The sequence below is a fragment of the Pseudomonas oryzihabitans genome, assembly GCF_001518815.1.
GTDB lineage: Bacteria > Pseudomonadota > Gammaproteobacteria > Pseudomonadales > Pseudomonadaceae > Chryseomonas > Chryseomonas oryzihabitans_E.
This window is the reverse complement of record NZ_CP013987.1, coordinates 1,411,975-1,437,914: the sequence shown is the minus strand read 5'-3', so window position 1 is coordinate 1,437,914 and position 25,940 is coordinate 1,411,975. Positions and strand designations below refer to the sequence as shown.

Annotated in this window: 22 protein-coding genes; 9 read left to right on the top strand and 13 right to left on the bottom strand. The window is 67.6% G+C overall.

Annotation, left to right across the window (positions count from 1 at the left end):
- Window positions 1-46: 46 nt before the first annotated feature.
- Window positions 47-2,662 (top strand): excinuclease ABC subunit UvrA, encoded by a 2,616-nt coding sequence (locus tag APT59_RS06445; RefSeq protein ID WP_059314100.1) that lies wholly within the window; start codon window positions 47-49, stop codon window positions 2,660-2,662.
- A 301-nt stretch (window positions 2,663-2,963) separates the two neighbouring features.
- Window positions 2,964-3,722, top strand: a complete 759-nt coding sequence (gene cobF, locus APT59_RS06440) for a precorrin-6A synthase (deacetylating) (RefSeq protein ID WP_059314099.1) — start codon at window positions 2,964-2,966, stop codon at window positions 3,720-3,722.
- A 4-nt stretch (window positions 3,723-3,726) separates the two neighbouring features.
- Here the strand turns inward: cobF and APT59_RS06435 are convergent, their stop codons facing one another.
- The gene (locus APT59_RS06435; RefSeq protein ID WP_059314098.1) at window positions 3,727-4,245 is read right to left on the bottom strand and encodes a GNAT family N-acetyltransferase; all 519 of its coding nucleotides are present in this window, start codon (window positions 4,243-4,245) and stop codon (window positions 3,727-3,729) included.
- Window positions 4,246-4,347: 102 nt separating this feature from the next.
- Here APT59_RS06435 and APT59_RS06430 point away from each other — a divergent pair, with 102 nt between their 5' ends.
- The 3 genes from APT59_RS06430 (at window position 4,348) to APT59_RS06420 (ending at window position 7,284) form a co-directional block, all read left to right on the top strand.
- Window positions 4,348-4,755 (top strand): hypothetical protein, encoded by a 408-nt coding sequence (locus tag APT59_RS06430; RefSeq protein ID WP_059314097.1) that lies wholly within the window; start codon window positions 4,348-4,350, stop codon window positions 4,753-4,755.
- A gap of 88 nt (window positions 4,756-4,843) precedes the next feature.
- Entirely contained in the window at window positions 4,844-6,223 is a 1,380-nt protein-coding gene (locus APT59_RS06425; RefSeq protein ID WP_059314096.1) for a PepSY-associated TM helix domain-containing protein, read from the top strand.
- Window positions 6,224-6,675: 452 nt separating this feature from the next.
- On the top strand, window positions 6,676-7,284 hold the full coding sequence (locus APT59_RS06420) for an FMN-dependent NADH-azoreductase (protein WP_059314095.1): 609 nt from the start codon (window positions 6,676-6,678) through the stop codon (window positions 7,282-7,284).
- A 131-nt stretch (window positions 7,285-7,415) separates the two neighbouring features.
- Here the strand turns inward: APT59_RS06420 and hutC are convergent, their stop codons facing one another.
- The 8 genes from hutC to APT59_RS06380 all read right to left on the bottom strand — a co-directional run bounded on the left by hutC (window position 7,416) and on the right by APT59_RS06380 (window position 18,684).
- Entirely contained in the window at window positions 7,416-8,129 is a 714-nt protein-coding gene (gene hutC / locus APT59_RS06415) for a histidine utilization repressor (RefSeq protein WP_059314094.1), read from the bottom strand.
- 76 nt (window positions 8,130-8,205) lie between these two features.
- Window positions 8,206-9,738 (bottom strand): histidine ammonia-lyase, encoded by a 1,533-nt coding sequence (gene hutH / locus APT59_RS06410; protein WP_059314093.1) that lies wholly within the window; start codon window positions 9,736-9,738, stop codon window positions 8,206-8,208.
- Window positions 9,739-9,787: 49 nt separating this feature from the next.
- Complete coding sequence (locus APT59_RS06405; RefSeq protein ID WP_059314092.1) at window positions 9,788-11,179, bottom strand: purine-cytosine permease family protein; 1,392 nt, start codon at window positions 11,177-11,179, stop codon at window positions 9,788-9,790.
- Window positions 11,180-11,263: 84 nt separating this feature from the next.
- Window positions 11,264-12,928, bottom strand: coding sequence for a urocanate hydratase (gene hutU, locus APT59_RS06400; protein ID WP_059314091.1), 1,665 nt, complete (start codon window positions 12,926-12,928; stop codon window positions 11,264-11,266).
- The gene (hutG, locus tag APT59_RS06395; RefSeq protein ID WP_059314090.1) at window positions 12,925-13,905 is read right to left on the bottom strand and encodes a formimidoylglutamase; all 981 of its coding nucleotides are present in this window, start codon (window positions 13,903-13,905) and stop codon (window positions 12,925-12,927) included. Before hutG ends, hutU begins: the two co-directional genes overlap by 4 nt.
- Window positions 13,895-15,112, bottom strand: coding sequence for an imidazolonepropionase (gene hutI, locus APT59_RS06390; protein ID WP_059314089.1), 1,218 nt, complete (start codon window positions 15,110-15,112; stop codon window positions 13,895-13,897). The genes hutG and hutI overlap by 11 nt, the downstream gene beginning before the upstream one ends.
- Before the next feature lie 210 nt (window positions 15,113-15,322).
- Window positions 15,323-16,204, bottom strand: a complete 882-nt coding sequence (locus APT59_RS06385) for a transglutaminase family protein (RefSeq protein ID WP_059314088.1) — start codon at window positions 16,202-16,204, stop codon at window positions 15,323-15,325.
- Window positions 16,204-18,684, bottom strand: a complete 2,481-nt coding sequence (locus APT59_RS06380; protein WP_059314087.1) for a circularly permuted type 2 ATP-grasp protein — start codon at window positions 18,682-18,684, stop codon at window positions 16,204-16,206. Before APT59_RS06380 ends, APT59_RS06385 begins: the two co-directional genes overlap by 1 nt.
- Before the next feature lie 307 nt (window positions 18,685-18,991).
- On the opposite strand from APT59_RS06380, the gene APT59_RS06375 reads away from it, so the two are divergent.
- Window positions 18,992-20,191: a zinc-binding metallopeptidase family protein gene (locus APT59_RS06375; RefSeq protein WP_059314086.1), complete on the top strand. Its 1,200-nt coding sequence runs from the start codon at window positions 18,992-18,994 to the stop codon at window positions 20,189-20,191.
- Between the two features lie 12 nt (window positions 20,192-20,203).
- On the opposite strand, the gene APT59_RS06370 is transcribed toward APT59_RS06375, so the two are convergent.
- Together APT59_RS06370 and erdR are read right to left on the bottom strand one after the other, a co-directional pair.
- A complete protein-coding gene (locus APT59_RS06370; RefSeq protein WP_059314085.1) occupies window positions 20,204-20,584 on the bottom strand; it encodes a diacylglycerol kinase in 381 nt (126 codons plus the stop codon).
- Window positions 20,585-20,694: 110 nt separating this feature from the next.
- On the bottom strand, window positions 20,695-21,345 hold the full coding sequence (erdR, locus tag APT59_RS06365; protein WP_059314084.1) for a response regulator transcription factor ErdR: 651 nt from the start codon (window positions 21,343-21,345) through the stop codon (window positions 20,695-20,697).
- 325 nt (window positions 21,346-21,670) lie between these two features.
- Here erdR and APT59_RS06360 point away from each other — a divergent pair, with 325 nt between their 5' ends.
- Window positions 21,671-22,567 carry a DMT family transporter gene (locus tag APT59_RS06360; RefSeq protein WP_059314083.1) on the top strand — a complete coding sequence of 299 codons (897 nt, stop codon included), beginning with the start codon at window positions 21,671-21,673 and terminating at the stop codon, window positions 22,565-22,567.
- Here APT59_RS06360 and APT59_RS06355 read toward each other — a convergent pair.
- Complete coding sequence (locus APT59_RS06355) at window positions 22,560-23,297, bottom strand: tRNA-uridine aminocarboxypropyltransferase (RefSeq protein ID WP_059314082.1); 738 nt, start codon at window positions 23,295-23,297, stop codon at window positions 22,560-22,562. The two genes, APT59_RS06360 and APT59_RS06355, sit on opposite strands and share 8 nt — an antisense overlap.
- A gap of 141 nt (window positions 23,298-23,438) precedes the next feature.
- Here APT59_RS06355 and APT59_RS06350 point away from each other — a divergent pair, with 141 nt between their 5' ends.
- Both APT59_RS06350 and APT59_RS06345 read left to right on the top strand, forming a co-directional pair.
- Entirely contained in the window at window positions 23,439-23,846 is a 408-nt protein-coding gene (locus APT59_RS06350; RefSeq protein WP_059314081.1) for a quorum-sensing-regulated virulence factor family protein, read from the top strand.
- Between the two features lie 15 nt (window positions 23,847-23,861).
- Window positions 23,862-24,938, top strand: a complete 1,077-nt coding sequence (locus tag APT59_RS06345) for a TIGR00730 family Rossman fold protein (protein WP_059314080.1) — start codon at window positions 23,862-23,864, stop codon at window positions 24,936-24,938.
- Window positions 24,939-25,435: 497 nt separating this feature from the next.
- Here APT59_RS06345 and recX read toward each other — a convergent pair whose 3' ends face one another.
- Complete coding sequence (gene recX / locus APT59_RS06335) at window positions 25,436-25,888, bottom strand: recombination regulator RecX (RefSeq protein WP_082696294.1); 453 nt, start codon at window positions 25,886-25,888, stop codon at window positions 25,436-25,438.
- Window positions 25,889-25,940: the final 52 nt, after the last annotated feature.

Sequence of the window (25,940 nt, the reverse complement as noted above, 5' to 3'; positions counted from 1 at the left end):
GCCGCGGTCCGAATCTGCACGCTCTCAGACAAGGTTTCCGCCCGTCATGCCCTCCTCCCCCCGTCCCGGTTTCGTCTCCGTCCGCGGTGCCCGCGAGCACAACCTGAAGAACGTCGACGTGGATATCCCCCGCGATGCCCTGGTGGTGTTCACCGGGGTATCCGGCTCGGGCAAGTCGTCGCTGGCCTTCGGCACCCTCTATGCCGAGGCCCAGCGCCGCTACTTCGAATCGGTGGCGCCCTATGCCCGACGGCTGATCGACCAGGTGGGGGTGCCCCAGGTGGAGGCCATCGAAGGCCTGCCGCCGGCGGTGGCCCTGCAACAGCAGCGCGGCCAGCCCAACAGTCGTTCGTCCATGGGCAGCGTGACCGGGCTTTCCAGCCTGGTGCGGATGCTCTATTCCCGCGCCGGTCGCTACCCTGCCGACCAGCCGATGCTCTATGCCGAGGATTTCTCGCCCAACACGCCCCAGGGCGCCTGCCCCGAGTGCCACGGCCTGGGCCGGGTCTACGAGGTGACGGAAGCCTCCATGGTGCCGGACCCCTCGCTGACCATCCGCCAGCGCGCCATCGCCGCCTGGCCCACCGCCTGGGGCGGGCAGAATCTGCGCGATATCCTGGTCACCCTGGGCTATGACGTCGACATTCCCTGGCGCGACCTGCCGCAGAAGCAGCGCGACTGGATCCTTTTCACCGAGGAGCAGCCCACCGTCCCGGTCTATGCCGGCCTCACCCCCGAACAGGCCCGCGCCGCGCTCAAACGCAAGGCCGAGCCCAGCTACCAGGGCACCTACACCGGGGCGCGGCGCCATGTGCTGCACACCTTCGCCAATTCCCAGAGCGCCAAGATGAAGCAGCGCGCGGCGCGCTTCATGATTGGCCAGACCTGCCCGCTGTGCCACGGCAAGCGCCTGACCCGGGCGGCGCTCTCGGTGACCTTCGCCGGCCTGGACATCGGCGAGTTGTCGCGGCTGCCGCTGGATGACCTGAGCGTGCTGCTGCGCCGGGTGGCCGCGGGGAATTTCGACGACACCCAGGACAGGGGCGTGCTGGACGCCAAGGCCGGTAAGCAGGATCGCGCCCGGCGCAAGGCCGCTGGCGGCAGCGATCACGCCAGTGCCCCGGACGTGCGCCGTACCCCCGATCTCTCGCCGGAGAAACGCCTGGCCGCCCAGCGCATGGCCACCGAATTGCTGGAACGGCTGCAGACCCTTACCCGCCTGGGCCTTGGTTATCTAGCCTTGGAGCGCAGCACCACTACTCTTTCCTCCGGTGAATTGCAGCGCCTGCGGCTGGCCACACAGCTGGTGTCCCAGCTGTTCGGCGTGGTCTATGTGCTGGACGAGCCTTCCGCTGGCCTGCATCCGGCCGATGGCGAGTCCCTGCTGGAAGCCCTCGACGGCCTCAAGGCCCAGGGCAATTCGCTGTTCGTGGTGGAGCACGACCTGGCCACCATGAAGCGTGCCGACTGGCTGGTGGATGTCGGCCCCGCGGCCGGCGAAGGCGGTGGCCGGGTGCTCTACAGCGGTCCCCCCGCGGGTCTGGCCGAGGTCGCGGAGTCGGTGACGGCGCGCTACCTGTTCGCCGCGCCGCAACGCGAGACCCGACCACCCCGCGAGCCCCAGGGCTGGCTGCGCCTGGCCGGGGTCACCCGCAACAATCTGCAGGGGCTGGACGCCGCCTTTCCGCTGGGCTGCCTGACCGCGGTGACCGGCGTCTCCGGTTCGGGCAAGTCCAGCCTGGTCAGCCAGGCGCTGCTGGAGCTGGTAGGCGCCGAACTGGGCCAGCGCGCCGCCGAGGACGGGGACGAAGCGCCGGAACTGGACGGCGACGCCCTGCCCGCCACCACCGGCCAGGTGGTCGGCGGCCTCGGTGGCATCCGTCGCCTCGTGCCAGTGGACCAGAAGCCCATCGGCCGCACGCCACGCTCCAACCTCGCGACCTACACCGGCCTGTTCGACGGGGTGCGCAAGCTGTTCGCCGCCACCCCCGAGGCCCAGGAACGCGGCTTCGATGCCGGGCGCTTCTCCTTCAACGTCGCCAAGGGCCGCTGCCCGACCTGCGAAGGCGAGGGCTTCGTCAGCGTCGAACTGCTGTTCATGCCCAGCGTCTACGCCGCCTGCCCCACCTGCCAGGGCGCGCGCTACAACCCCGAGACCCTGGAGGTGCGCTGGCAAGGCAAGACCATCGCCGAGGTCCTGGGCCTGACGGTGGACGAGGCCCTGGCCTTCTTCGCCGAGGAAGCCCCGGTGGCGCGGGCGCTGCGGGTGCTGGTCGACATCGGCCTGGGCTACCTGCGCCTGGGTCAACCGGCCACCGAACTCTCCGGTGGCGAGGCCCAGCGCATCAAGCTGGCCACCGAGCTACAGCGCACCAGCCGTGGCACTACCCTCTATGTGCTGGACGAACCCACCACCGGCCTGCACCCGGCCGACGTGGAGCGGCTGATGCGCCAACTGCACGGCCTGGTCGACGAAGGCAATACCGTGGTGCTGGTGGAGCACAACCTGCAGGTGGTGGCCGGCAGCGACTGGCTGATCGACATCGGTCCCGGCGCCGGCACGGCGGGCGGCCGCATCGTCGCCTGCGGCACGCCGCGCGCAGTGGCGGAGGATCCCGCCAGCCCCACGGCGCCCTATTTGCGGCCCTTGTTCGACGCCTGAACCGAGCGGCGCTGACGGATACCCAACAGGCGTTGGAACGGCGGGCACTTCAGGTAGCGGGGTGCCGGGCAGACGGCAGCGTGGCGCACGCCGTCGCGCAGGGCGGTGAGCCGGCCCAGAGTGGGCTTTACCAGGCGTTCGCCTTGAAGCCCCCTTGGACTGGCTGCTGCACTGCCCTATCGGCATCGCCTGGACTGGCCTGCCGGTGCTGGCGAAGAACGTGGCCGACGATGGCGAACGGCTCTCCCGAGGCCACGTCCCTGGTTACACTGGAGCCCCCGACCTGCGCTGAGACGACGCCATGAAAACGCTGCTGGTCATCGGCATAGGCGCCGGCGATCCCGACCACCTCACCCTCCAGGCCATCAAGGCGCTGAATCGCGCCCGGGTGTTCTTCCTGTTCGACAAGGGCGCCGAGAAGGGCAGCCTGATCCACCTGCGCGAAACGATCTGTGCCCGCCACATCCGCGAGCCGGGCTATCGCTTCGTCAGCGCGCCCATCCCCGAACGCCGCCGCGAGGGTGACTACCGCCGGGCGGTGGACGACCTCAACGCCGCCAAGCAGAGGCTGATGGCGCGGATGATCGAGGAGGAACTGGGGCCGGACGACTGCGGTGCCTTCCTGGTGTGGGGCGATCCGGCGCTGTACGACAGCACCCTGCGCATCCTCGCCGCCCTCCGGCGTGAGGGCCTGGCTTTCGACTACGAGGTGATCCCCGGGATTTCCAGTGTCCAGGCCCTGGCCGCCCGTCATCGGGTGCCGCTCAATCGCATCGGCCAGGCGCTGGAGATCACTCCCGGCCGGCGCCTGGAGCGCTTTCCCGCCCACCTCGACAGCCTGGTGGTGATGCTCGACGCCCACGAAGCCTATCGCCGCCTGGACGAGCCCGGCCTGCATATCTACTGGGGTGCCTATGTGGGCACGGCGGACGAGATCCTCATCGCCGGACCGCTGCAGGCGGTGGCCGAGACCATCCACCAGACCCGCAGCGCCGCCCGTGCCCGGCACGGCTGGATCATGGATACCTATCTGCTCTGCCGAGGGCCGGCAGACGCCTGAGCCGCTATCGTGCGTCCCTTAGCCGGCGATCCAGATGGATGGTCTGCCAGGGCAAGGCCGACTCCCGTTCGACGACCCGAAAGCCCTGGCCAAGCCAGAAGGCCTCGGCACCGGGCAGGAAGGGATGGGTGTGCAAGTAGAGACGCGCCACGCCGTCCCGCCCTGCCTGTGCCAGCAGCGCGCCGAACAGCCGTCGCCCCAGGCCCTGGCGCCGGTAGGGGGGTGCGACATACAGGCGAACCACTTCGACCACCCGCTCGCCAGGATAGGCCAGCTGCGGAAAACGCCGGTCATAGGGCCGATAGGCGATGCTGCCGATGGGCTTGCCAGAGGCGTCGCGAGCGATCAGCAGGCAGCCCTGGCCAACGCCATAGTGATCGGCGAAAAGACGCAGATCCTTCGGCACGGGCGCGGCATCGGCGCGGCTGGCGAACACCTCGCGATAGCTCGCCAGCAGAAAGGTGGCTATCCCGTCATCCGCTGAGATGATCCGATCCAGGGTGATGATTGGCGCTTCGCTCATGGTCTCTTCTGGTCTGGGCGGCCCACGGGGGCGCGACATTTCGGCGCAGGGCGGCGCCCGCCGGGCTGTGCGCTGCCTACGACGATGATACAGTCCCCTGCCATGAAAACCGTCCGTTCCCCACGCGCTTCGCTCGCCTGGATGCTGCTGGCCTGCATCCTGTTGAACGGACTCGTCTGCGCCCTGGGCCACGGTCAGATGCTGGCGCGCCTTACCCTGCCGGCCTCGCCCCTCTCCACGCAGGTGCACGAGCACCACCAGGGCGCCCAGTCACAGGCGGCCCAGGACGACATGGCCGGCATGCACGCCGGCCTGCCGGGTGGCAGCATCACCACGCTCTCGCCCACCGGCGATTGCGTCTTTGCCGCCACCCTGTTCCTGGCCACCCTGCTGGCCATCGCCCTGCAATGGCTGCTGCGGCCCGGCGATCCCCATCGCCGCCGCTACCAGAGCGCCCTGCCGCCCCCACCACGGGCCTATCGCTCCGCGCTTCACCCCCAGGCCCCCTGACGCCCCGGCTACGAAAACTGCTGTGCTCTTTTTTCGTAATCCCGCACGCGGCCAACGGCTGGCCGCGTGCCGACCCGTGGTGAACGCTATGACTTCGCACCCCTCCGCTCCGGCCGCCAAGACGCCGGGGCCGCTGCTGCAACTGCTGGCGCGGCTGCATTTCCTGATTGGCCTTTTCGTCGGCCCCTTCCTGCTGGTGGCCGCCGCCAGCGGCCTGCTCTATGCCCTGACGCCGCAACTCGAAGCACGCCTCTATGCCGAGGCCCTGCACACCCCCAGTCGCGGTGAGACGCTGCCGCTGGCCGAGCAGATCCGTGCTGCCCAGGCGGTGGCGGGCCCGGCCTTGAGCCTGGGCGCCGTGCGTCCGGCCCCGGCGGTGGGCGACACCACCCGGGTGATGTTCAACGATCCGTCCCTGGGCGAATCGGCCCATCGCGCCCTCTTCGTCGATCCGGTCACCGGCGCCATTCGTGGCGACCTGACCGTCTATGGCACCAGCGGCATCCTGCCACTGCGCACCGCCATCGATCAGTTCCACCGCAGCCTGCTGCTGGGTGAGCCCGGACGTCTCTACAGCGAACTGGCCGCCTCCTGGCTATGGGTCGCCGCCCTCGGCGGCCTGACGCTCTGGCTGGTGCGCCGCCGCCGACGCCGTCCGGCCCGAGGGCTGCGCGGCCTGCACGCCAGCACCGGTGTCTGGCTGCTGGGCGGGCTGCTGTTCCTGTCCGCCACCGGCCTGACCTGGTCGCGCTTCGCCGGCGACAACATCGGCGTGCTGCGCGCCCACTACGGGTGGTCCACCCCCAGCGTGAAGACCGCCCTGGGCAGCGCCCCGGCCCCGGCCATGGCCCACGACGAGCATGCTGAGCACCACGGCCATGGCGCCATGCACATGGCCAAGGCGCCGTCGCTGGATCCGACCACCTTCGACCAGGTGCTGGCCAGTGCCCGTGCGGCCGGTATCGACGCCGGCAAGCTGGAGATCCGTCCGGCTCGTAGCACCGACAAGGCCTGGACGGTCAGCGAAATCGATCGCCGCTGGCCGACCCGGGTGGACGCCGTCTCCGTCGATCCGACCAGCCTGAAAGTGGTGGATCAGGTGCGCTTCGCCCAGTACTCGCTGCCAGCCAAGCTGACCCGCTGGGGCATCGATGCCCACATGGGCGTGCTGTTCGGCCTGGCCAACCAGCTGGTGCTGGTGGCCATCGCCCTGGGGCTGCTGGTGATGACCGTCTGGGGCTACCTGCTCTGGTGGCGCCGCCGTCCCACCCGCGATCCGGCGCAACCCGGTCTGATCGCCCTCTGGCGTCAGCTCTCGCCGCTGCCCCGTTTGCTGGTGCCCGTGACGGCCGTTCTGCTCGGCCTGTGCCTGCCGGTGCTGGGTGGCAGCCTGCTGCTGTTCCTGCTGCTGGACACCCTGCTCGGCCTACGCGGTCCGGCGCTGCGCACCGAGGCCGGTTCGGCTTGATGGGACGATGGGGTAGTCGTTGGGCTTCGCTGCGCTTAGCCCAACCTACGTAGCTACCTCCTCACCTAGCCGTAGCGTGGAAAACCGCGCAGCGTTTTCCACCTGTGCCCATGCCGCACACGTGGAGCGCAGCCTCCCGCTCACACCAATCCGCCCCCTCTCCCTCTGGGAGAGGGCTGGGGTGAGGGCCCGTCCCCAATCGCAGCCGTAGCGTGGAAAACCGCGCAGCGTTTTCCACCTGGGCCATCCCGAACGCGTGGAGTGCAGCCTCCCGCCCGCGCCAGGCGGCCCCTCTCCCTCCGGGAGAGGGCTGGGATAAGGGCCCGCCCAACACCAATTGTCACTCCAGGAACCGCCCCCCAGACCATCCATCGGCACACCCCATTCGAGGCTGGCACGCTCCAGCGAGACGCTTATAGTTATCGCAATCCCCATCGAGCGAGGATCTGCCCATGCCCCGACTGCTGCACGTGATAGGTTCGCCCCGCCAGGATCGCTCCGCCTCCCTGGACGTCGCCAACGCCTTTATCCAGGCCTGGCAGGACAGGCATCCAGATGCCGAGGTGGACACCCTGGATGTCTGGCACTGCGACCTGCCGGAATTCGACGGTCCCATTCTCGACGCCAAGTACGCCGGCATCCAGGGCGAGTCCCTGAGCGCCGAGCAGGCGTACGCCTGGACGGTCGCCAAGGCGCTGGCGCAGCGCTTCAAGGCGGCGGATGTGCTGGTGTTCGGCGTGCCCTGCTGGAATTTCGGCATCCCCTACAAGCTCAAGCAGCTGTTCGACGTGGTCAGCCAGAAAGACCTGCTGTTCACCTTCGACGACCGCGGCCTCAATGGCCTGCTCGGCGGCCGCCAGGCACTGGTGATCGCCGCCCGCGGTGCGGCCCTGGATCGCCAGGAGCACCAAGAGTCCTATCTGCGCACCTGGTGCGAGATGGTCGGCATCGACCGGATGCACACCGTGGTGGTGGAAAAGACTCTGTTCGGTGCCGAGGTCGATCAGGCTTCGCGCGACCAGGCCAAACAGGACGCCGTGGCGCTGGTGAGCAAGCTCTGATCGCTGGCTGCAGGGGCTACCCTCACCCCAACCCTCTCTTAAGGGGAGAGGGGGCAAATCGGCGCGTGCGAACAGTCTCGTAGGTTGGGCTGAGCGCAGCGAAGCCCAACACCCCTCCCCACTCTCGCCCCTCAACGGTGCCGGGTCGTCGAACTCAACTTGTACCTGTCCCCCGGATGCAGCAGCCGTACATAGCTGACCAGGTGTTCGTCCGACCAGGTGCGGCGGATCATCGACAGGCAAGCCGCCCCCTCGGTGATCTCCAACCAGCGCGCCGTCTGGGCGTTAGCCAGCACCGCCTCGACGATATGCTCCACATCACTGATCGGACAGCTGGCTACCAGCACCTCATTGGGCGTCTGGCGACTGAAGTCACTCTCCAGATAATGCGGCACCCAGCGCGGATTGACGTAGCGGTCTTCCAGCTGGATGGGCACGCCATCCTCGCGGTGTACCAGGATGCTGTGAAAAACCTGGCTGCCGATCCGCAGCCCCAGGCGCAGGGCCACCTCGTCATCGGCGGCGACGGCCTCGCTGCGCAGCACCTCGTTGGAATACTGGTGCCCCCGGGCGCGTACCTCGGCAGCGATGTTCATCACCTCGTGCAGCGAGGATTCGGCCTTGCGCTCGATGACGAAGGTGCCCAGCCCCGCCTGGCGCATCAGGTAGCCCTGCTGCACCAGGCGGGTGATGGCCTTGTTGGCGGTCATGCGGCTGACGGCGAAATCCCGCGCCAGCTGTTCTTCGGTGGGGATCTGGTGATGCACCGGATAGGCACCACCCTGGATGCGTTCGAGCAGGAAGTCCTCGATCACCTTGTAGCGCGGGGGTGTCGTGCTGCTCACGCGAACTCCAGGCCGGAAAATGGGAAGCCGATGATAACGCGCGGTCTGGCCTTCTGGCTGCCGGACCGCGTGTGCCTCAAAGACTGGGCAGCAGCCGCGGCGTGACCAGCGCGTTCAGGCAGCCGCTGGCCAGCAGAGCGCTGGCGGCCTCGATGTCCGGGGCGAAGAAGCGGTCTTCCTGATAGTAGGGCACCCGCTCGCGCAGGATGCTGCGCGCCCTTTCCAGTCGCTCCGAACTCTTCAGGCCGTGACGGAAATCCAGGCCCTGGCAGGCGCCCAGCCACTCGATGGCGAGGATGCCACGCACATTCTCGGCCATGGCCCACAGGCGCTTGCCGGCGTTGGGCGCCATGGACACGTGGTCTTCCTGGTTGGCCGAGGTGGGCAGGCTGTCGACGCTGGCCGGATGGGCCAGCGCCTTGTTGTCGCTGGCCAGGGCCGCCGCGGTGACCTGGGCTATCATGAAACCGGAATTGACCCCGCCGTTCTCCACCAGGAAGGGCGGCAGCTGGGACATGTGCCTATCCATCATCAGCGAGGTGCGCCGCTCCGACAGGGCGCCAATCTCGGCCAGCGCCAGGGCCAGATTGTCGGCGGCCATGGCCACCGGCTCGGCGTGGAAGTTGCCGCCGGAGATGACATCACCTTCCTCGGCGAATACCAGGGGGTTGTCGGACACGGCGTTGGCTTCGACCTCCAATACCTCGGCCGCCTGGCGCAGCTGGGTCAGGCAGGCACCCATCACCTGGGGCTGGCAGCGCAGCGAATAGGGATCCTGGACCTTGTCGCAATTGGCGTGGGAGCGGGACACCTCGCTGCTGGCGGTGAGCAGTTCGCGATAGGCCGCTGCCACGTCGATCTGGCCGCGCTGGCCCCGTGCGGCATGGATGCGCGCATCGAAGGGCGCCCGGGAACCGAGCATGGCCTCGACGCTCAAGCCGCCACAGACGGTGGCCGCGGCGAACAGGTCTTCCCCCTCGAACAATCCGCGCAAGGCATAGGCGGTGGACACCTGGGTGCCATTGAGCAGCGCCAAGCCCTCCTTGGCCGCCAGAGTCAGGGGTTCGAGACCCGCCACCGCCAGCGCCTCGCGGGCCGGCAGCCACTGGCCCTGGTAACGCGCCTTGCTCTCGCCGATCAGCACCAGCGACATGTGCGCCAGCGGCGCCAGGTCACCCGAGGCGCCCACCGAGCCCTTGAGCGGGATATGCGGATAGACCTCGGCGTTGATCAGGCCGATCAGGGCTTCGATGACCTGGCGGCGGATGGCGGAAAAGCCACGGGCCAGGCTGTTGACCTTGAGCAGCATGATCAGCCGCACCAGATCGTCGTCCAGCGCCTCACCGACGCCAGCGGCATGGGACAGGACCAGGGAGCGCTGCAGCTTTTCGAGATCCGCCGGCGCGATCCGTGTCGAGGCCAGCAGACCAAAACCGGTGTTGATGCCATAGGCAGTCCGGCCTTCGGCCAGGATGTTTTCCACGCAGGCCACACTGGCGTCTATGGCCGCATAGGCCGCTGGATCCAGCTCGACGCGCAGTGGCTGCTGGTAGGCCTGGCGCAGCTGGGCCAGATCGAGGGTGCCGGGTTTCAGGGTCAGGGTGTTCATCTAGGACTCCAGAGCCGCACACCGCAGGTGTCGGCGTTGATCGAGAAATTCAGATTGCCGCCGGGCGCGTGTTCGGCAGTGGTTGGCGACGGGCCAGCAGGTAGTAGAGGACCGCCGGCACCAGCAGGCCGATGATCCAGGAGATGTCCACGCCGCCCAGATGCGCCACCAGCGGGCCGGTGTAGAGTTTGGTCGAGAGGAACGGCAGCTGGATCAGCACCCCGACGCCGTAGGCGAGCAGGCCGGCCCGATTCCAGCGACCGTAGCGCCCGTCAGGATCAGCCAGGGCGGCCAGGTCGTAGCGGCCGTGGTTGACGGCGTAGTAGTCCACCAGGTTGACCGCGCTCCAGGGCGTGAAGAAGGTCAGCAGGAAGAGGATGAAGGACTTGAAGGCGCCGAGGAATTCCCGCTGGCCAAGCAGCGCCACCAGGGTGGCGGCGCCGACGATGGCGAGCACGAAGAACAGCCGCTGGAGCCGCGACACCTCCAGATGACCGCGAAAGCCACTGATCACCGTGGCGATGCACATGAAGCTGCCATAGGAATTGAGCGTGGAGATGGTGATCTTGCCGAAGGCGATGCTGAAGTACAGCAGCGCCGCGGTCACACCACTGCCGCCAAGGCCGACGATATAGGCCACCTCGCGCCCGGCGAACTGGCCGTTCGCCAGGGCTGCAGCCAGCACGCCGAGGATCATGGCCGCCTGGGCGCCGAGTATCGAACCGGCCCCCACGGCGGCAAAGGTTTTCCAGCTCGAAGTAGCGCTCGGCAGATAACGGGAATAGTCCGCCACATAGGGGCCATAGGCGATCTGCCAGGAAGCGGCCAGGGACACGGCCAGTAGAAAGGACGCCCAGCTGAAGTGGCGGATCTGCAGCAAGGCGCCCAGGTCGCCCAGGCTGATCAGCCGGGCGAACAGGTAGCAGAAGGCGAGGATGCCTAGGACGCTGGCCAGTCGACCGACCCAGTGGATCACCCGGTAGCCGAGGACCGTGGCCACCACGATGCAGGTGGCGAAGACCAGGATGCCGGCACTGTCGCTGATGCCGGCCAGCTGGGCGATCGCCTGGCCGGACAGCACGGTGCCCGTGGCGGTGAAGCCCAGGTACATCAGGCACACCAGCACGATGGGAATCGCCGCGCCATAGACGCCGAACTGCACCCGGCTGGAGATCATCTGCGGCAGGCCGAGCCGGGGGCCCTGGACGGCATGCAGCGCCATTACCCCACCGCCCAGCAACTGGCCGATGAACAGCCCGATCAACGACCAGAAGACATCACCCCCCAGCACTACGGCGAGGGCACCGGTGACGATGGCGGTGATCTGCAGGTTGGCGCCCAGCCAGAGGGTGAACTGGCTGTAGAGCCGACCGTGCCGCTCGGTCTTGGGAATGAAGTCGATCGAGCGCCGCTCGATCAGGGGGGTGTTGGCCTTGGGCATGGTTCGCGCTCCACGGCGCCGAAGGTCGGCGCTCTTGTTGTTGTCGGGAACGGGACGCCGGTGCTACCACCGGCGTCAGGACGCTCAACTCTTGATCATGGGCAGATTCAGGCCCTGCTCGCGGGCGCATTCGATGGCGATCTCGTAGCCGGCATCGGCATGGCGCATCACCCCGGTGGCCGGGTCGTTGTGCAGGACCCGGGCGATGCGCGCCGCGGCGGCATCGGTACCGTCGCAGACGATGACCATGCCGGAGTGCTGGGAAAAGCCCATCCCTACCCCGCCGCCATGGTGCAGCGAGACCCAGGTGGCGCCGCTGGCGGTATTGAGCAGGGCATTGAGCAGCGGCCAGTCGGAGACGGCATCGGAGCCGTCCTGCATGGCCTCGGTCTCGCGGTTGGGGCTGGCCACCGAGCCGGAGTCCAGGTGGTCGCGACCAATGACGACGGGCGCCTTGAGTTCGCCGCTGCGCACCATCTCGTTGAACGCCAGGCCCAGCTTGGCCCGCTGGCCCAGGCCAACCCAGCAGATGCGTGCCGGCAAGCCCTGGAAGGCGATGCGTTCACGGGCCATGTCCAGCCAGCGGTGCAGGTGGGCATCGTCGGGGATCAGCTCCTTGACCTTGGCGTCGGTGCGGTAGATGTCCTCGGGATCACCGGACAGCGCCGCCCAGCGGAAGGGACCGATGCCGCGGCAGAACAGCGGCCGGATATAGGCCGGGACGAAACTCGGGAAGGCGAAGGCATCGGCGACGCCGGCGTCCTGGGCCATCTGGCGGATGTTGTTGCCGTAGTCGAAGGTCGGGATGCCCTGGCGCTGGAAGGCCAGCATGGCCTGGACGTGCACGGCCATCGACTGCTTGGCCGCGGCGACCATCCCAGCCGGATCGGTAGCTGCACGATCCCGGTATTCGGCCCAGCTCCAGCCAGCCGGCAGGTAGCCGTTGAGCGGGTCGTGGGCGCTGGTCTGGTCGGTCACCATGTCAGGACGCACGCCGCGGCGGACCAGCTCGGGGAGAATCTCGGCGGCGTTGCCCAGCAGGGCGATGGAAACCGCGGCCCCGGCGGCGGTATGCCGGGCGATGCGCGCCAGGGCGTCGTCCAGGTCGCTGGCCTGTTCGTCCACGTAGCGGGTCTTGAGGCGGAAATCGATGCGGCTCTGCTGGCACTCGATGTTCAGCGAGCAGGCGCCGGCCAGGGTCGCGGCCAGCGGCTGGGCGCCGCCCATGCCACCGAGGCCCGCAGTGAGCACCCAGCGGCCGCGCAGATCACCCTGATAGTGCTGGCGGCCGGCCTCGACGAAGGTCTCGTAGGTGCCCTGGACGATGCCCTGGCTGCCGATGTAGATCCAGCTGCCGGCGGTCATCTGGCCGTACATGGCCAGGCCCTTGGCATCCAGTTCGTTGAAATGCTCCCAGCTGGCCCAGTGCGGTACCAGGTTGGAGTTGGCGATCAGCACCCGCGGGGCATCGGCGTGGGTCTTGAACACCCCGACCGGCTTGCCCGACTGCACCAGCAGGGTCTCGTCGTCGCCCAGTTCCTTGAGGGTGGCGACGATGCGGTCGTAGCTTTCCCAATTGCGCGCTGCCCGGCCGATGCCACCGTAGACCACCAGCTCCTCGGGATTTTCCGCGACCGCGGGATCGAGATTGTTCATCAGCATGCGCAACGGCGCTTCGGTCAGCCAGCTCTTGGCAGTGAGCTGGGTGCCGCGGGGGGCGCGGATCTCGCCTTCACGAAAACGGGTCATGCGGTCTTCCTCTCTTGTTGTTCGGAGCCGGTCTGGAGATCCAGGGCCAGGGTATGGATCAGCCGCGCCGCGATCCGGGCCGTGCGGCCGTCCTGGTCGAGTGCGGGATTGAGTTCGGCCACATCGGCCAGGCGCAACTTGCCGCTGGCCTTGAGCCGGCGGATCAGGGGTTCCAGCAGTACGAGGTTGACGCCATGAGCGGCGGGGGCGCTGACCCCGGGTGCCTCGCCCGCCGGTAGCACATCCAGGTCGAAGGTCAAATAAAGGGCATCGCAGCCAGCGGCGAAGGCGTCCAGCTCGGCGCCGATCCGCTCCAGGCTACCCTCGCGGATTTCGTGGTCTTCGCGGATCAGCACGTCCAGCTCGGTGGCTCGCCTGAGCAGGGTGCGGGTATTGGCGGCCAGACTCAGTCCCAGGCAGGCGTAGTGGAAGGGCCAGCCGTGGGTGGCGCAGTGGGCGGCGATTTGGGTGAAGGGCGTACCGGAGGTAGGGCCCTGCACCGGATCGCGCAGGTCCAGATGGGCGTCGAAGTTGATGATACCGATGCGCGGCTTGGGCAAGGTCTTGGCCAGGTGCAGCGCCAGTCCCGACCAATCGGCCCAGGCCACCTCATGGCCGCCCCCCATCACCAGCGGCAGGTGGCCGGCGTCCAGCAAGAGGCATACGCCCTCGGCCAGGCGCTGCTGGGCGCCTTCCAGATCACCGTCGGCGCAGCGGATGTCACCGGCGTCATAGGCCGCCCCCTGGCGCTGCCAGGCGACATTGGCCAGGGCGCGTCTCATTGCGGTGGGGCCTTCGGCGGCGCCCACGCGACCCTGATTGCGCCTTACGCCCTCGTCACAGGCGAAACCCAGCAGCGCCATACCCGGCGCGCTGTTCACGGTCAGCGGCTGGATGCACTGGTGCCAGCGCAAGGCGTCGGCTTCCGGATCGGTACGACCGCTCCAGAGTTCCAACGTCTGACGATCAGCGAACATGCTGCACCTCCCCGGCGAAGACACGCTGCCGCAAACGGCCGGGGCGTACCTCATAGGCCAGCTCGGCCGGCTGACCGACGTCCCACAGGCAGAGATCCGCCGGGGCGCCCACCTGGATACGGCCCAACTCCGGGCGCCCCAGGGCCTGGGCGGCATGGGCGGTCATGCCGGCCAGGGCCTCGCGTGGCGTGAGGCGAAACAGGGTGCAGCCCAGATGCGCGATCAGGGTGGGCAGATAGAGCGGCGAGGTGCCGGGATTGGCGTCACTGGCCAGGGCCATGGGCACCCCGTGCCGGCGTAGCAGCTCCACCGGTGGCTGCTGGGTTTCGCTTAGCATCAGGAAGGCACCGGGCAGGAGCACGGCGACGGTACCGGCTGCTGCCATGGCGCGCACGCCGGCTTCGTCGAGGTACTCAACATGATCCGCCGACAGGGCGCCCAGGCTCGCGGCCAGGGCACTGCCGCCCAGATTGGACAGCTGCTCGGCATGGGCCTTGATCGGCAGGCCGTGCGCCCGTGCTGCCTGGAAGACCCGCTCGCATTGGGCCGGCGAAAAGGCGATCCCCTCGCAGAAGACGTCCACCGCATCGGCCAGACCCTCAGCCACTGCGGCGGGGATCATCTCCTGGCAGACCAGATCGACGTAGCCATCGGCATCGCCCTGGAATTCCGGTGGCACGGCATGGGCGCCCAGCAGCGTGGTCATCACCCGGACTGGTAGCGCCTCACCCAACCGGCGAGCGACACGCAGCAACTTGAGTTCGTCGGCCACCGTCAGGCCGTAGCCGGACTTGATCTCCACGGTGGTGACACCCTCGTCGGCCAGGGCCTGCAAGCGCGGCAAGCTCAAGGCGAAGAGTTCCGCCTCGCTGGCCGCCCGGGTGGCGTGCACGGTACCCAGGATGCCGCCACCCGCGCGGGCGATTTCGGCGTAGCTGGCGCCTTCCAGACGCTGCTCGAATTCCCCGGCGCGCTGGCCGGCGTAGACCAGATGCGTATGGCAATCCACCAGCCCGGGCGTCAGCACCCCGCCCTGCCCCACGACCTCGGCACCTTCGCCCTGCTCAGCGTGAAAGTCGGCTTCTTTCCAAAGCCCCGTGATGCGCTCGCCCTCCACCCGTACCGCCATGGGCGTGGGCCAAGTCTGCATGCCATCGAACAGGGTGACGTTACGCCAGAGCAGCGGTTGGGGAGCGATGGCGGACATAAAAGGTCTCTCCGATTAATGTATATACATTTAATCGAGAGACAGATAATCGTCAAGCAGAGGCAATCTTCAGCCCTGTTTCTCTACCCAATCGAGCTCAGTCATGAGGAATCGGGGGAGCTACCGCAGGGAAGCGCCATCTTCGCTTTGTATAGACAATTACACAGAAGTCAGCTGCCGCAGCGAAGTCACTCCGAGCACGGCAGGACGCTACAACGGCGTCACCGTCACCTCCACCACCGGATCGTGGTGGCCGCCACCGAGGATCACCCCGCGCAACGGTGAGACATCGGTGAAGTCGCGGCCCCAGGCCAGGGTGATGTGTTCGAGATCCGGCAGGACGTCGTTGGTGGGATCGAAGTCGACCCAGCCCAGCACCGGACAATGCACGCTGATCCAGGCATGGGAGGCGTCGGCGCCGATCAGCCGCGGCTTACCGGGTGGTGGACGGGTCAGCAGATAGCCGCTGACATAGCGCGCCACCAATCCCAGGCCACGCAGGCAGGCCAGCATCAGGTGGGCGAAGTCCTGGCAGACGCCATGGCGATGCGCGAGCACCTCGCGCAGGGGCGTGGCCACCTGGGTAGCGGTAGCGTCGAAGCGGAACTCGCGATGGATCTTTTCCATCAGCGCCCGGCAGCCCAGCAACAGGGGCCGCCCGGGCGGAAAGCAGTCCTCGGCGAAGCGGGCGAAGATGCCGTCGAGGGGTACCGCCGGCGATTCGAAGCGAAAGTGATGCACCTCCAGCGCCGCGCGGGCAGCCGGATAGCGCAGCCCGTCGCGTACCTGCTCCCAGGCGGGCGAGTCCGCAAGCGGGAGACCTGCGCGGGAGTCCACTTCCACGTCCAGTTCGGTCCCGACATAGAGTTCGTCGTGCGGGCGCTTGAAAGACAGTCGGGTCAGCGGATTGCCGAAGGCGTCCCAGGCGTCCTGGCGTTGCGTCGGCTGCGGCAGGATCGCCAGTTGCCGGGACAGGCAACGCTGCCAGGCGCAGTCGCGCGGCAACAGGTGCAGCAACTGCTGCGAGAGCGACACCGGCGCCTCGTAGCGGTAGTGGGTATCGTGCTGGATGCGATAGCGGACCGGGCTCATCACATGGATACCGTGCGCTGGCTGACCGCGTCGACATGGGCGAAGCAGCGATAGATGACCCGCTCGGACAGCTGGCTGCTGGCCCCGGCGATCTGCCGCAGCAGGCGCGCCAAGCCTTGCTGCACCTCGACCCGGCCGGCATCGCCGAACAGGGTGTTTTCCAGGGTGCCGAGGTCGAAGCGACGCAGCCGGTCGTAGGCGTCGTGCAGTGCCGGATCGGGCGGCAGGCCATGGTAGCGCTCCAGATGCTCCACGGCGTTGATCAGCGCGTGCAGCTGGAAGCGGATCGAATAGGGGTTGTGCTCGTGCAGCATCAGCAAGTCCAGCACCGGGATCAACTGAGGCGCGGCCTGGTAGCGCGAGCGATAGGTGATGATGCTGTTGCCCAGCTCCAACAGCCACTCCAGACCGGCCGCATCCCAGGTGGCGCCACCTTCGAGAAAGTGCGCCAGGCTGCCGGCGAGGAACTGCACCCGCTCGATGCGTCGGCCGATCATCAGAAAGCGCCAGCTCTCGTCGTGGGTCATGTCGTCGAAGGTGAAGCCGGCCACCGCGGCGAGCGCCATCACCAGCCGGTTGAGACTCTGCAGCGCTTCGCCCGGCTCGCTGCCTACCTGGCCCAGGCCATGGGCCTCGCGCTCCACCTCGCGGATGGCGCGCCAGTTCTCCGGCGACAGCCGTCCGCGTACCTGGGCCGCGGCCCAATGCAGGCGCTGCAGATTGGCGCCCAGGCCGCTGGGAAAGTCGCCAGGCCCGAGGGCTGCGTGCAGCTGCTCGGCGAGACCGCCCTGCCCCGGCAGCCATTCCAGGGCAGTGGCCAGGTCGATGGCCGATTGCACCGCCGGCCCCTCATCGTCGGCGTCCAGGTAACGGCTCAGCACGATCCGCAGCAGACGCGCGGCATCTTCGCAGCGCTCGCTGTAGCGGCCATACCAGAACAGATTTTCCGCCGTGCGCGAGGGCAGGAAGGGGTCCTTGCGCACCAGGTCGCGCACCCCCAGCACCCGGGCCCCGGGCACCTCGGCGGCGCCGCGGCTGCCGCCCAGCACCCAGGTATCCTTGCTCGACCCACCGCGTTGCATGGACACCACGGCAGCGCCTTCGTGGGCCACGCGGGTCAGGCCACCGGGCATGACCCAGTAGCCGTCTTCGCTGGCCACTGCGTAGACACGCATGCCGATGGCCCGTGACTGCAGGCTGCCGCCCTGCCAGACCGGCGCCTGCGAGAGCTGGATGCGCTCCTGGGCCACATAGGCATGGGGCGTGGCCAGAATACGCTCACGCAGGGCGGCCAGGCCCTGAGCATCCAGTTCCTTGCCGAACACCGGCTCGAATCCCTGGCCGGGATAGGCCGGCTTGATCACCAGTTCCGCCAGCCGCGCCAGGGCCGCTTCCCGGACCGGCGTCTCGCCACACCACCAGGTGGCGACGGAGGGCAGCGCTAGGGTCTCGCCCAGCAAGGCCTGGCAGACCCCCGGCAGGAAGCCGAGCAGGCCGGGCGATTCCAGCAGGCCGCTGCCCAAGGCGTTGGCCATGATGACATTACCCTGGCGCACAGCCTCCAACAGGCCAGGCACGCCCAGGGCCGAATCGGTGCGCAGCTCCAGGGGATCGCAGAAGTCGTCGTCCAGCCGGCGAAACACCGCATGGACGCGACGCAGCCCGCTCAAGGTCTTCAGGTACAGGCAGTCGTTGCGGACCGTGAGGTCCTGGCCCTCCACCAGCGGAAAGCCCAGCTGGCGCGCCTGGTAGAGGTGCTCGAAGTAGGTCTCGTTGTAGCGCCCCGGCGTCAGCAACACCGCCAGCGGCGCTTCGTCGCCGGTGTCCAGGCCCGTGCTCAGGGTGCGTTGCAGGGCCTGGAAGTAGCCATTGAGGGGCTGCGCCTGCAGATCACGGTGCAATTCGGGAAAGGCCCGCGCCACGATGTGCCGGTTTTCCAGGGCATAGCCGGCACCGGAGGGCGCCTGGGTACGATCCGCCAGCACCCACCAGCGGCCGTCAGGGGCCCGCGCCAGGTCCACCGCATAGACGTGCAGCCAGGTATCGCCCGGCGGTCGCAGGCCCTGGCAGGCCCAGAGAAAGTTGTGATGACCAAATACCAGCTCTGGCGGCAACAGTCGCTCGTGCAGCAGACGTTGCTCACCATAGAGATCGCCCAGTACCCGGTTCAACAGTCGCGCCCGTTGCGCCACCCCAGCGGCCAGGGGTGCCCACTCCTCCGCCGAGATCAGCTGCGGCAGGAGATCCAGCGCCCAGGGCCGGTCACTGCCCTTGGGATCGGCATAGACGTTGTAGGTCACGCCGTTTTCCTGGATCTGCCGGGCGATCAGGGCCTGGCGCTGGTCGAGCTGCGCCGGGCGCAGACCCGCCAGGTGTCCATAGAAGCGCCGCCAGGTCGGCCGCACGCCACCCCGCGGACTCCAGAGTTCGTGGTAGCTGCCGGTCATGTCGCTGGCATTGTGGGAGGCGATCGGGGGCATGGTTGGACGGCTGACAGGATACGAGAGCAGGTTCGCAAGAGCCGAACGGGCCGACGCCTTAGGGGCGCGCGACAGTGTCGACGGTAACCTAGGGTAGTGGTGCGCGCCTGGATGCGCCACCGCTAACGCGGGCCGCCGATGCGCGCGGGCTGGCCTCTGGTCCGGGCGCCGATTCCAGAGCTCTTGCCAGCACCCCCAGGCGACGAACAACCCGGAACTCCAGGGTCGGGCCGCTCTACTAAAGCGCTAGCAAGACGCCGGCGCTCCGCCTGGCGTCCGACGCGGCCGCTCTCGCCAGGTATTCCCCATGCGCAATTTTCTCGGAAGCTACAGTTCGAATCGCCAGCAACGCAATGTCCTGCGCGCCCTGCCCGTCCAGCGCAAGGTCGCCAACTGCACCTGCGGCCAGGCCATCTTCTTTCCCAACAGCGAATGCCTGGCCTGCGGCAATGCCCTGGGCTACGCCCCGGACCAGGGCATGCCGACGGCACTGCTGCCGGCGGAAGGTGGCCTCTGGCAGCTACCCGAGACGACCAGCGGCCTCTATCGCCGCTGTGCCAACCTGGATACCCCAGCCGCTTGCAACTGGCTGGTGCCAGCCGAATCGGGCGACGGCTTCTGCGTGGCCTGCCAGCTCAACCACACCATTCCGGACCTGTCCTTCGAGGGCAACGGCGAGCGCTGGCGCAAGCTGGAGCTGGCCAAGCGGCAACTGGTCGCCCAGCTGCTGGGCCTGGGGCTGCAGGTAATCCCCCAGACGGTCGATGCCGAGCGCGGTCTCGCCTTCGACTTTCTCGCCCCTGACGCCACCGGTACCCCTACCACCGGCCATGCCAATGGCCTCATCACCCTGAACATCCTCGAAGCGGACGATGCCCACCGGGAAAAGGTCCGCGCCGACATGCACGAACCCTATCGCACCCTGCTCGGCCATTTCCGCCACGAGGTGGGTCACTACTACTTCGATCGTCTGGTCGCCGGCACCGCTTGGGAAGAGCCCTTCCGCGTCCTGTTCGGCGACGAGCGCGCCGACTATGGCGAGGCCCTCAAGCGTCACTACGAGCAGGGTGCTCCGGCCAACTGGGAAAGCCAGTACGTGAGTGCCTACGCCACCATGCACCCCTGGGAAGACTGGGCGGAGACCTGGGCGCACTACCTGCACATGATGGACACCCTGGCCACCGCCGCCAGCCTGGGCATGAACGCTGGCAGCCTACAGCTGGACTTCCAGCCGTTCACCCGCGAGGCGCTCTATGAGGCCGAAGACCGCAGCGATGACGAATTCCTCGGCTTCGCCAATGCCTGGATCGAGCTGGCCGCCATGCTCAACGAGCTGTCGCGCAGCATGGGCCAGCCGGACTTCTATCCCTTCGCCCTGCCGGCCCCGGTGATCGCCAAGCTGCACTTCATCCACAAGGTCATCCATTCGGCCCAGCCCAGCGTGCTGGAACAGCGCCTGGCCGCGGATGACACCGCAGCGGGTGCCACCTTGGGCGCTACCGTCTGATCCTTTTCCTGCTCAGCCGAGCAGGACGATGCCCCAGACCACGGCGATGATGATCATGGCCACGAACTGCGCAGCGCTGCCAAGATCCTTGGCGTTCTTCGACAGTTCGTGCCAGTCCAGGGAAATGCGATCCACCACCGCCTCGATGGCGGCATTGAACAGCTCGACCACCAGCGACAGCAGGCAGACCGCCACCAGCAGCGCCCGCTCGCCACGACTCACGTCCAGCCAGAAGGCCAGCGGCACCAGCACAAGGTTGAGCACCACCAGCGAACGAAAGGCCGCTTCCTGGCGAAAGGCCGTGCGCAGCCCGGCCAGGGAGTAGCCCGTGGCATTGATGACCCGGCGTAGACCGGTCTTGCCTTTGTAGGGAGAAATCACCGAAAGCTCCATCCAGCAGCGTCGCACTGCCGGTCCCGGCGGACGGCAGGTACAAAAAAGGGTGAGGACCGGGGGCCGCGCACAAGGCGACCGCCCATCGAAAGCGGCAACGGCAACCGAAGCTAGCTGGAGGTGCTCTCCAGCTGTTGCAGCAGGAGCGCCGCCTGGGTGCGGGTACGGACCCCGAGTTTACGGAAGATGGCCGTGGCATGGGCCTTGACCGTGGCTTCGGAGACATTCAGCTCGAAGGCGATCTGCTTGTTGAGCAAGCCTTCGCAGAGCATGGTGAGCACCCGGAACTGCTGCGGCGTGAGACTGGCAAGCCCGGCGCTGGCCGCCTTGGCCTCCTCGCTCAGGGCCGCGGCACCTTCCACCTGTGGTGGCCACCAGGTGTCGCCGTCCAGCACCTGACTGACGGCCTGCTGCAGGGTACTCAGATCGCTGGACTTGGGGATGAAGCCGCTGGCACCGAACTCCCGGGCGCGTTGCACCACGGCCGGTTCTTCCTGCGCCGAGATCATCACCACGGGCACCTGGGGATACTGGCCGCGCAGGAGAACCAGCCCGGAAAAGCCGTAGGCGCCGGGCATGTTGAGATCGAGCAGGACCAGATCCCAGTCGGTGCGCTCGGCCAGGCAGGCCTGGAGTTCGGCGATGTCGGCCACTTCGGTGAGACTCGCCTGGGCGCCCAGGCCCAGGGTGAGCGCCTGCTGCAGCGCGCTGCGAAACAGCGGATGATCATCGGCGATCAATATCTGATAGGCAGCCGCCATGGTGTAGCCTTCCTTGTTGTCGTGAGAGCCTGCTCAACGCTTGCTGCGCGTTGGCCAAACGGCGGTGGACATGACTTCGGGACGCTCATCTACCCTGCGTAAACGTCGCGCCCTCGGTCATCTTCACCTGGTTCGTCTCCAGCTCGTGAGCCTTGGAACAGCCTCCGAGGTCCGCGCAGACCAGCAGCCTGGCGTGCCGGCTGCATGCGAGATCGCGCCAGCATGCCGAACGGCGCGGACGGGGGCAAGGCCGAGTGGACCACAGACGGTAGGCAAGGCCCGGCGGTTGCGGCACAGTTGCGCTTTTTTGCCCAAGAGACACCCGATGCCCAGCGCTGCCCTGCGTGCCGACCTGCTCATGCTGCTCACCGCCATCATCTGGGGCAGCGCCTTCATTGCCCAGACCGGTGGCATGGAGCACATCGGTCCCTTCCTCTACACCGGCCTGAGATTCGCCCTGGGCGCCCTTACCCTGCTGCCGCTGCTGCTGTTCCTGCGCCGCCGCGGTCGCCAGCAACGCCTGACCCGCGACACCTTCAAGGGCGGACTGCTGATGGGCCTGGTGCTGACCCTGGGGATCAATCTGCAACAGGTCGGCCTGCTGTTCACCAGCGTGACCAATTCCGGCTTCATCACCGGGCTCTATGTCATCGTGGTGCCACTGCTGGGCCTGCTGCTGGGCCAGCGCAGCCATCTGGGGACCTGGATCGGTGCCAGCCTGGCGGTGGTCGGCATGGGGCTGCTGAGCATCGGCGACAACTTCCACGTCGCTTCGGGCGATCTGCTACAACTGGCTGGCGCCCTAGCCTGGGGCGTCCATGTCCTGCTCGTGGGTCACTACTCCAGCCGCCACGACGCCACCGTACTGTCGATCCTGCAATTTCTGGTCTGCGCCGTGCTGAGCCTGCTGCTGGCGCTGGCCTTCGAGCCGCTTCAGCCGGCCCGGATCGCCCTTGCCCTGCCTGACCTGCTCTATGGCGGCGTGATCGCCGCCGGCATCGGCTATACCCTGCAGGTCTTCGCGCAGCGCGGCGCCATCGCCTCCCACGCGGCGGTCATCTTTTCCCTGGAAGCGGTGTTCGCTGCCGGCTTTGGCGCCTGGCTGCTGGGTGAGGCCCTCAGCGACCGTGGCTACCTCGGCTGCGCCCTGATGTTCGCCGGCATGCTGGCGGCCCAACTCTGGCCACGCCAGGCGCCGGTCGAGGTCAAGCCGGTCAACTAGCGCGCAGCGCCTTCAGCTGCTGGCTCGCCGGGCTGTCCGCCGCCAATGGCAGATGATGCTTGGCGTCCAGATAGCGCTCACTGAAGACATCCAGATAGGCCTCCAGCAGCCGCCCGGCGGGCGCCTCCCCGGCCAGCTCCAGGCACAGGGCCGCGACCTCGGCGGTGCACAGGTGCTCGCCGCGGGTGGAGCGCCGCAGACGGTAGCGCGACAGGGCGGTGGGCTGGAAGCTCAGCACCGGCAGGCTGTCCAGGTACGGACTCTTGCGGAACATCTTGCGCGCCTCGGTCCAGGTGGCATCCAGCAGCACGAACAGTGGTCGCTGGCCGGGGGCCAGTGGCAGGCTTTCGACTACCCGACCTGGGTCGGCGTATTCGCCGGGAAATACCAGCAATGGCTGCCACTCGGGCTGCCTGAGCAGCTCAGGCAACGCCGGATCCACTGCCGTGCGACTCCAGCCGAAGGCATGGGTATCGGCCACCACGTCGGCGATCAGCCAACCCGTGTTGCTTGGCTTGAGCGGCTCCACGTCATGCATCAGCAGGCACATCCCGGCGCGGGTCTGACGCAAGGGGCGCAGGTCGCAGAGGCAATGGGTGGGCGCCAGCCGGCACGCCGGACAACGTGCCATGCGCGAGCCGCGGGCGATGAAGGGCTTGATGCTGCGCGCCAGGCGTTCCTGGCGCAAACGGGCCACGGCATGGGGAGGGATGTCGCTGATCGGGGTCATGCCGGGCTCACGTGAAAAAGCGCAGTTTACCAGAGCGATCGGGATGCCCGCGGCGGCCAGGCGGGTTACCCTGCATAGACGCCTTGCGAACCCCCGCCCGCGACCACGGTCGAAACGGGCTCCTCTACGCTGGAGAACACGATGCCTCGTTTTGCTTTGCTCGCCCTGACCCTCGCCCTGCCCCTCACCGTTCAGGCGGCCGAGTCGCTCAAGGACCACGAGCTCAACCAGATGCTGCGCAAGGTGGCTGCCGAGAGCAGCCAGGGTACGCCCCGCGCCGTCAACGAAGACATCCTCGACCGCGGCTACACTGTGCAGGGCAAGCAGCTGATCAATAGCCTCAGCGTCCGTCCGGCCCATGCCGCCCGCATGCGCGAGAATCCAGCCACGGTACGGGTGCAGCTCGCCGAAAGCGTCTGCCAGAACAACGGCTATCGCCAGTTGCTGGCCCGTGGCGCCACCCTGGTCTATGACTTCACCGAATACCAGACCAATAAGCCGGTCATGGTCGAGCGCTTCCAGGCCGCCGACTGCGGCCTGGGCAAGTAAGCGGAGGGTCGCAGCATGACCGAGGACAGCGACGACAGCTACCTGGCGCGTCACGTGGAGCCCAGCGCCGCCGATCTCGGTCAGCGTATCGACGAACTGCTGGAGCATGCCCTGCCCGGCGGCAGCCCGAATCTGGGTTTGTACCGCGAGATGCTGGTGACGGTGGTGCGCATGGCGCAAACCAACCCGGCACGCTGGGACGCCAAGATCATGCTGCAGACGCTGAAGGAGTTGGAGCAGGCCTTCCGCACCCTGGAGCGCTTTCGCCGGCGGCGTAAGGTCACGGTGTTCGGCTCAGCGCGGACCCGGATCGATCACGGCCTCTACGCCCTCGCTCGCGAATTGGGCAGCGCCCTGGCCCGTCGCGACATGATGGTCATCACCGGCGGCGGCGCCGGCATCATGGGTGCGGCCCACGAGGGCGCCGGCCCTGAAGCCAGCCTGGGTTTCAACATCACCCTGCCCTTCGAGCAACGTGCCAATCCAACCATCGAAGGCACGGATCACCTGCTGTCCTTCCACTTCTTCTATGTGCGCAAGCTGTTCTTCCTCAAAGAGGCGGACGCGCTGGTGCTCTGCCCCGGAGGCTTCGGCACCCTGGACGAGACCTTCGAGGTACTCACCCTGATCCAGACCGGCAAGAGCCCGCTGGTGCCGCTGGTGTTGCTGGATACGCCCGACGGCCACTTCTGGGACGACGCCCTGGCCTATCTGGAGCGCAATCTGCTGGAGGAAGGCTACATCCTGCCCGCCGATCTCAAGCTGGTGCGCCTGGTGCGCTCGCCCGAGGCGGCCGCCGCTGAGATCGAGCACTTCTACGGCAACTATCATTCCACGCGCCGACGCGACGGCCATCTCCATATCCGCCTCAAGCACCCCGTGACCCCCGCCTGCCTGCAACGCCTGGCCGCCGACTTCGGTGATCTGTGCCGCACCCCGGGCTTCACCCAGCTGTCGCCGGGTGAAGGCGAGGCCGACGAGGCGGAATTCTCCCACCTGACGCGCCTCACCTTCGACTTCCACGGCCGCCACTACGGCCGCCTGCGTGAACTGGTGGACGAGCTCAATCGGCCGGAGCATTGGGTGGCCTGAGGTGAAGATGTAGGTTGGCGCTGAGCACAGCGAAGCCCAACGAACCCAGGCCTCCGACTGAATGTTGGGCTTCGACGATAAGGCCGTCTCAACCCAACCTACGTCACCAGCCCGCAGGTTGGCGCTGAGTACAGCGAAGCCCAACGTTCCCTGGTACCAGAGCCGAGATGGTCTGCAATGTGCCCACCGCGAACCTGCGCGACCGAAGTTGATCGCTGCTATCGCGGCCATGGGCCGCTCCTACAGTCAAATCAGGGTCTGTAGGAGCGGCCCATGGCCGCGATGGCTCTGAACTCGACGCGTTTCCTGGCAAGCGCACGGGAATGGCGAATCCTTTTCCCCTCGGGCATGACCGCGAAGCGCGCCCTCACCCCAACCCTCTCCCTGAGTAAGAGAGGGTTAGCCGTTTTCCGCAATCAGCCGCTCACCGGGGGGCAGAATGGACCTGCAGGCTGGCGCTGAGCGTAGCGAAGCCCAACAGCACTGGCCACAACCCACTACCGCCGGCTCAACACCCGGTTGATCCCATCCATGGCGTAACCACGGTAGGCCAGAAAGCGGCCCTGCTTGGCGCGCTCCTTGGCATCGGCGGGGGGCGTACCAAATTTCCTGCGCCAGACGTCTTCCAGTTGCGCCTGCCAGTCCACGTCCGCCTCGCGCAGCGCGGCTTCCACCTGATCCCGTTTCAAGCCGCGTTGCCCTAGCTCTTCGCGAATGCGCATGGGGCCATAGCCGGCGCGAGCACGGCTGGCGATATAGCTGTCCAGATAGCGGCTCTCATTGAGCAGACCGTCCTCGGCCAGCCGATCCAGTACCGGACCGAGCAGACTTTCCTCGGCTCCGCGTCGACGCAGCTTGCGCGATAGCTCTTCGCGGCCATGCTCGCGGCGTGCCAGCAGGTCCATGGCCGCGAAGCGGATGGCAGCGGTGGTGTCCAGCGGATTGCCCACGAGTAATCTCCCCTATGCAAAAACCCCCGCACGTGGCGGGGGTCGTTTCAAA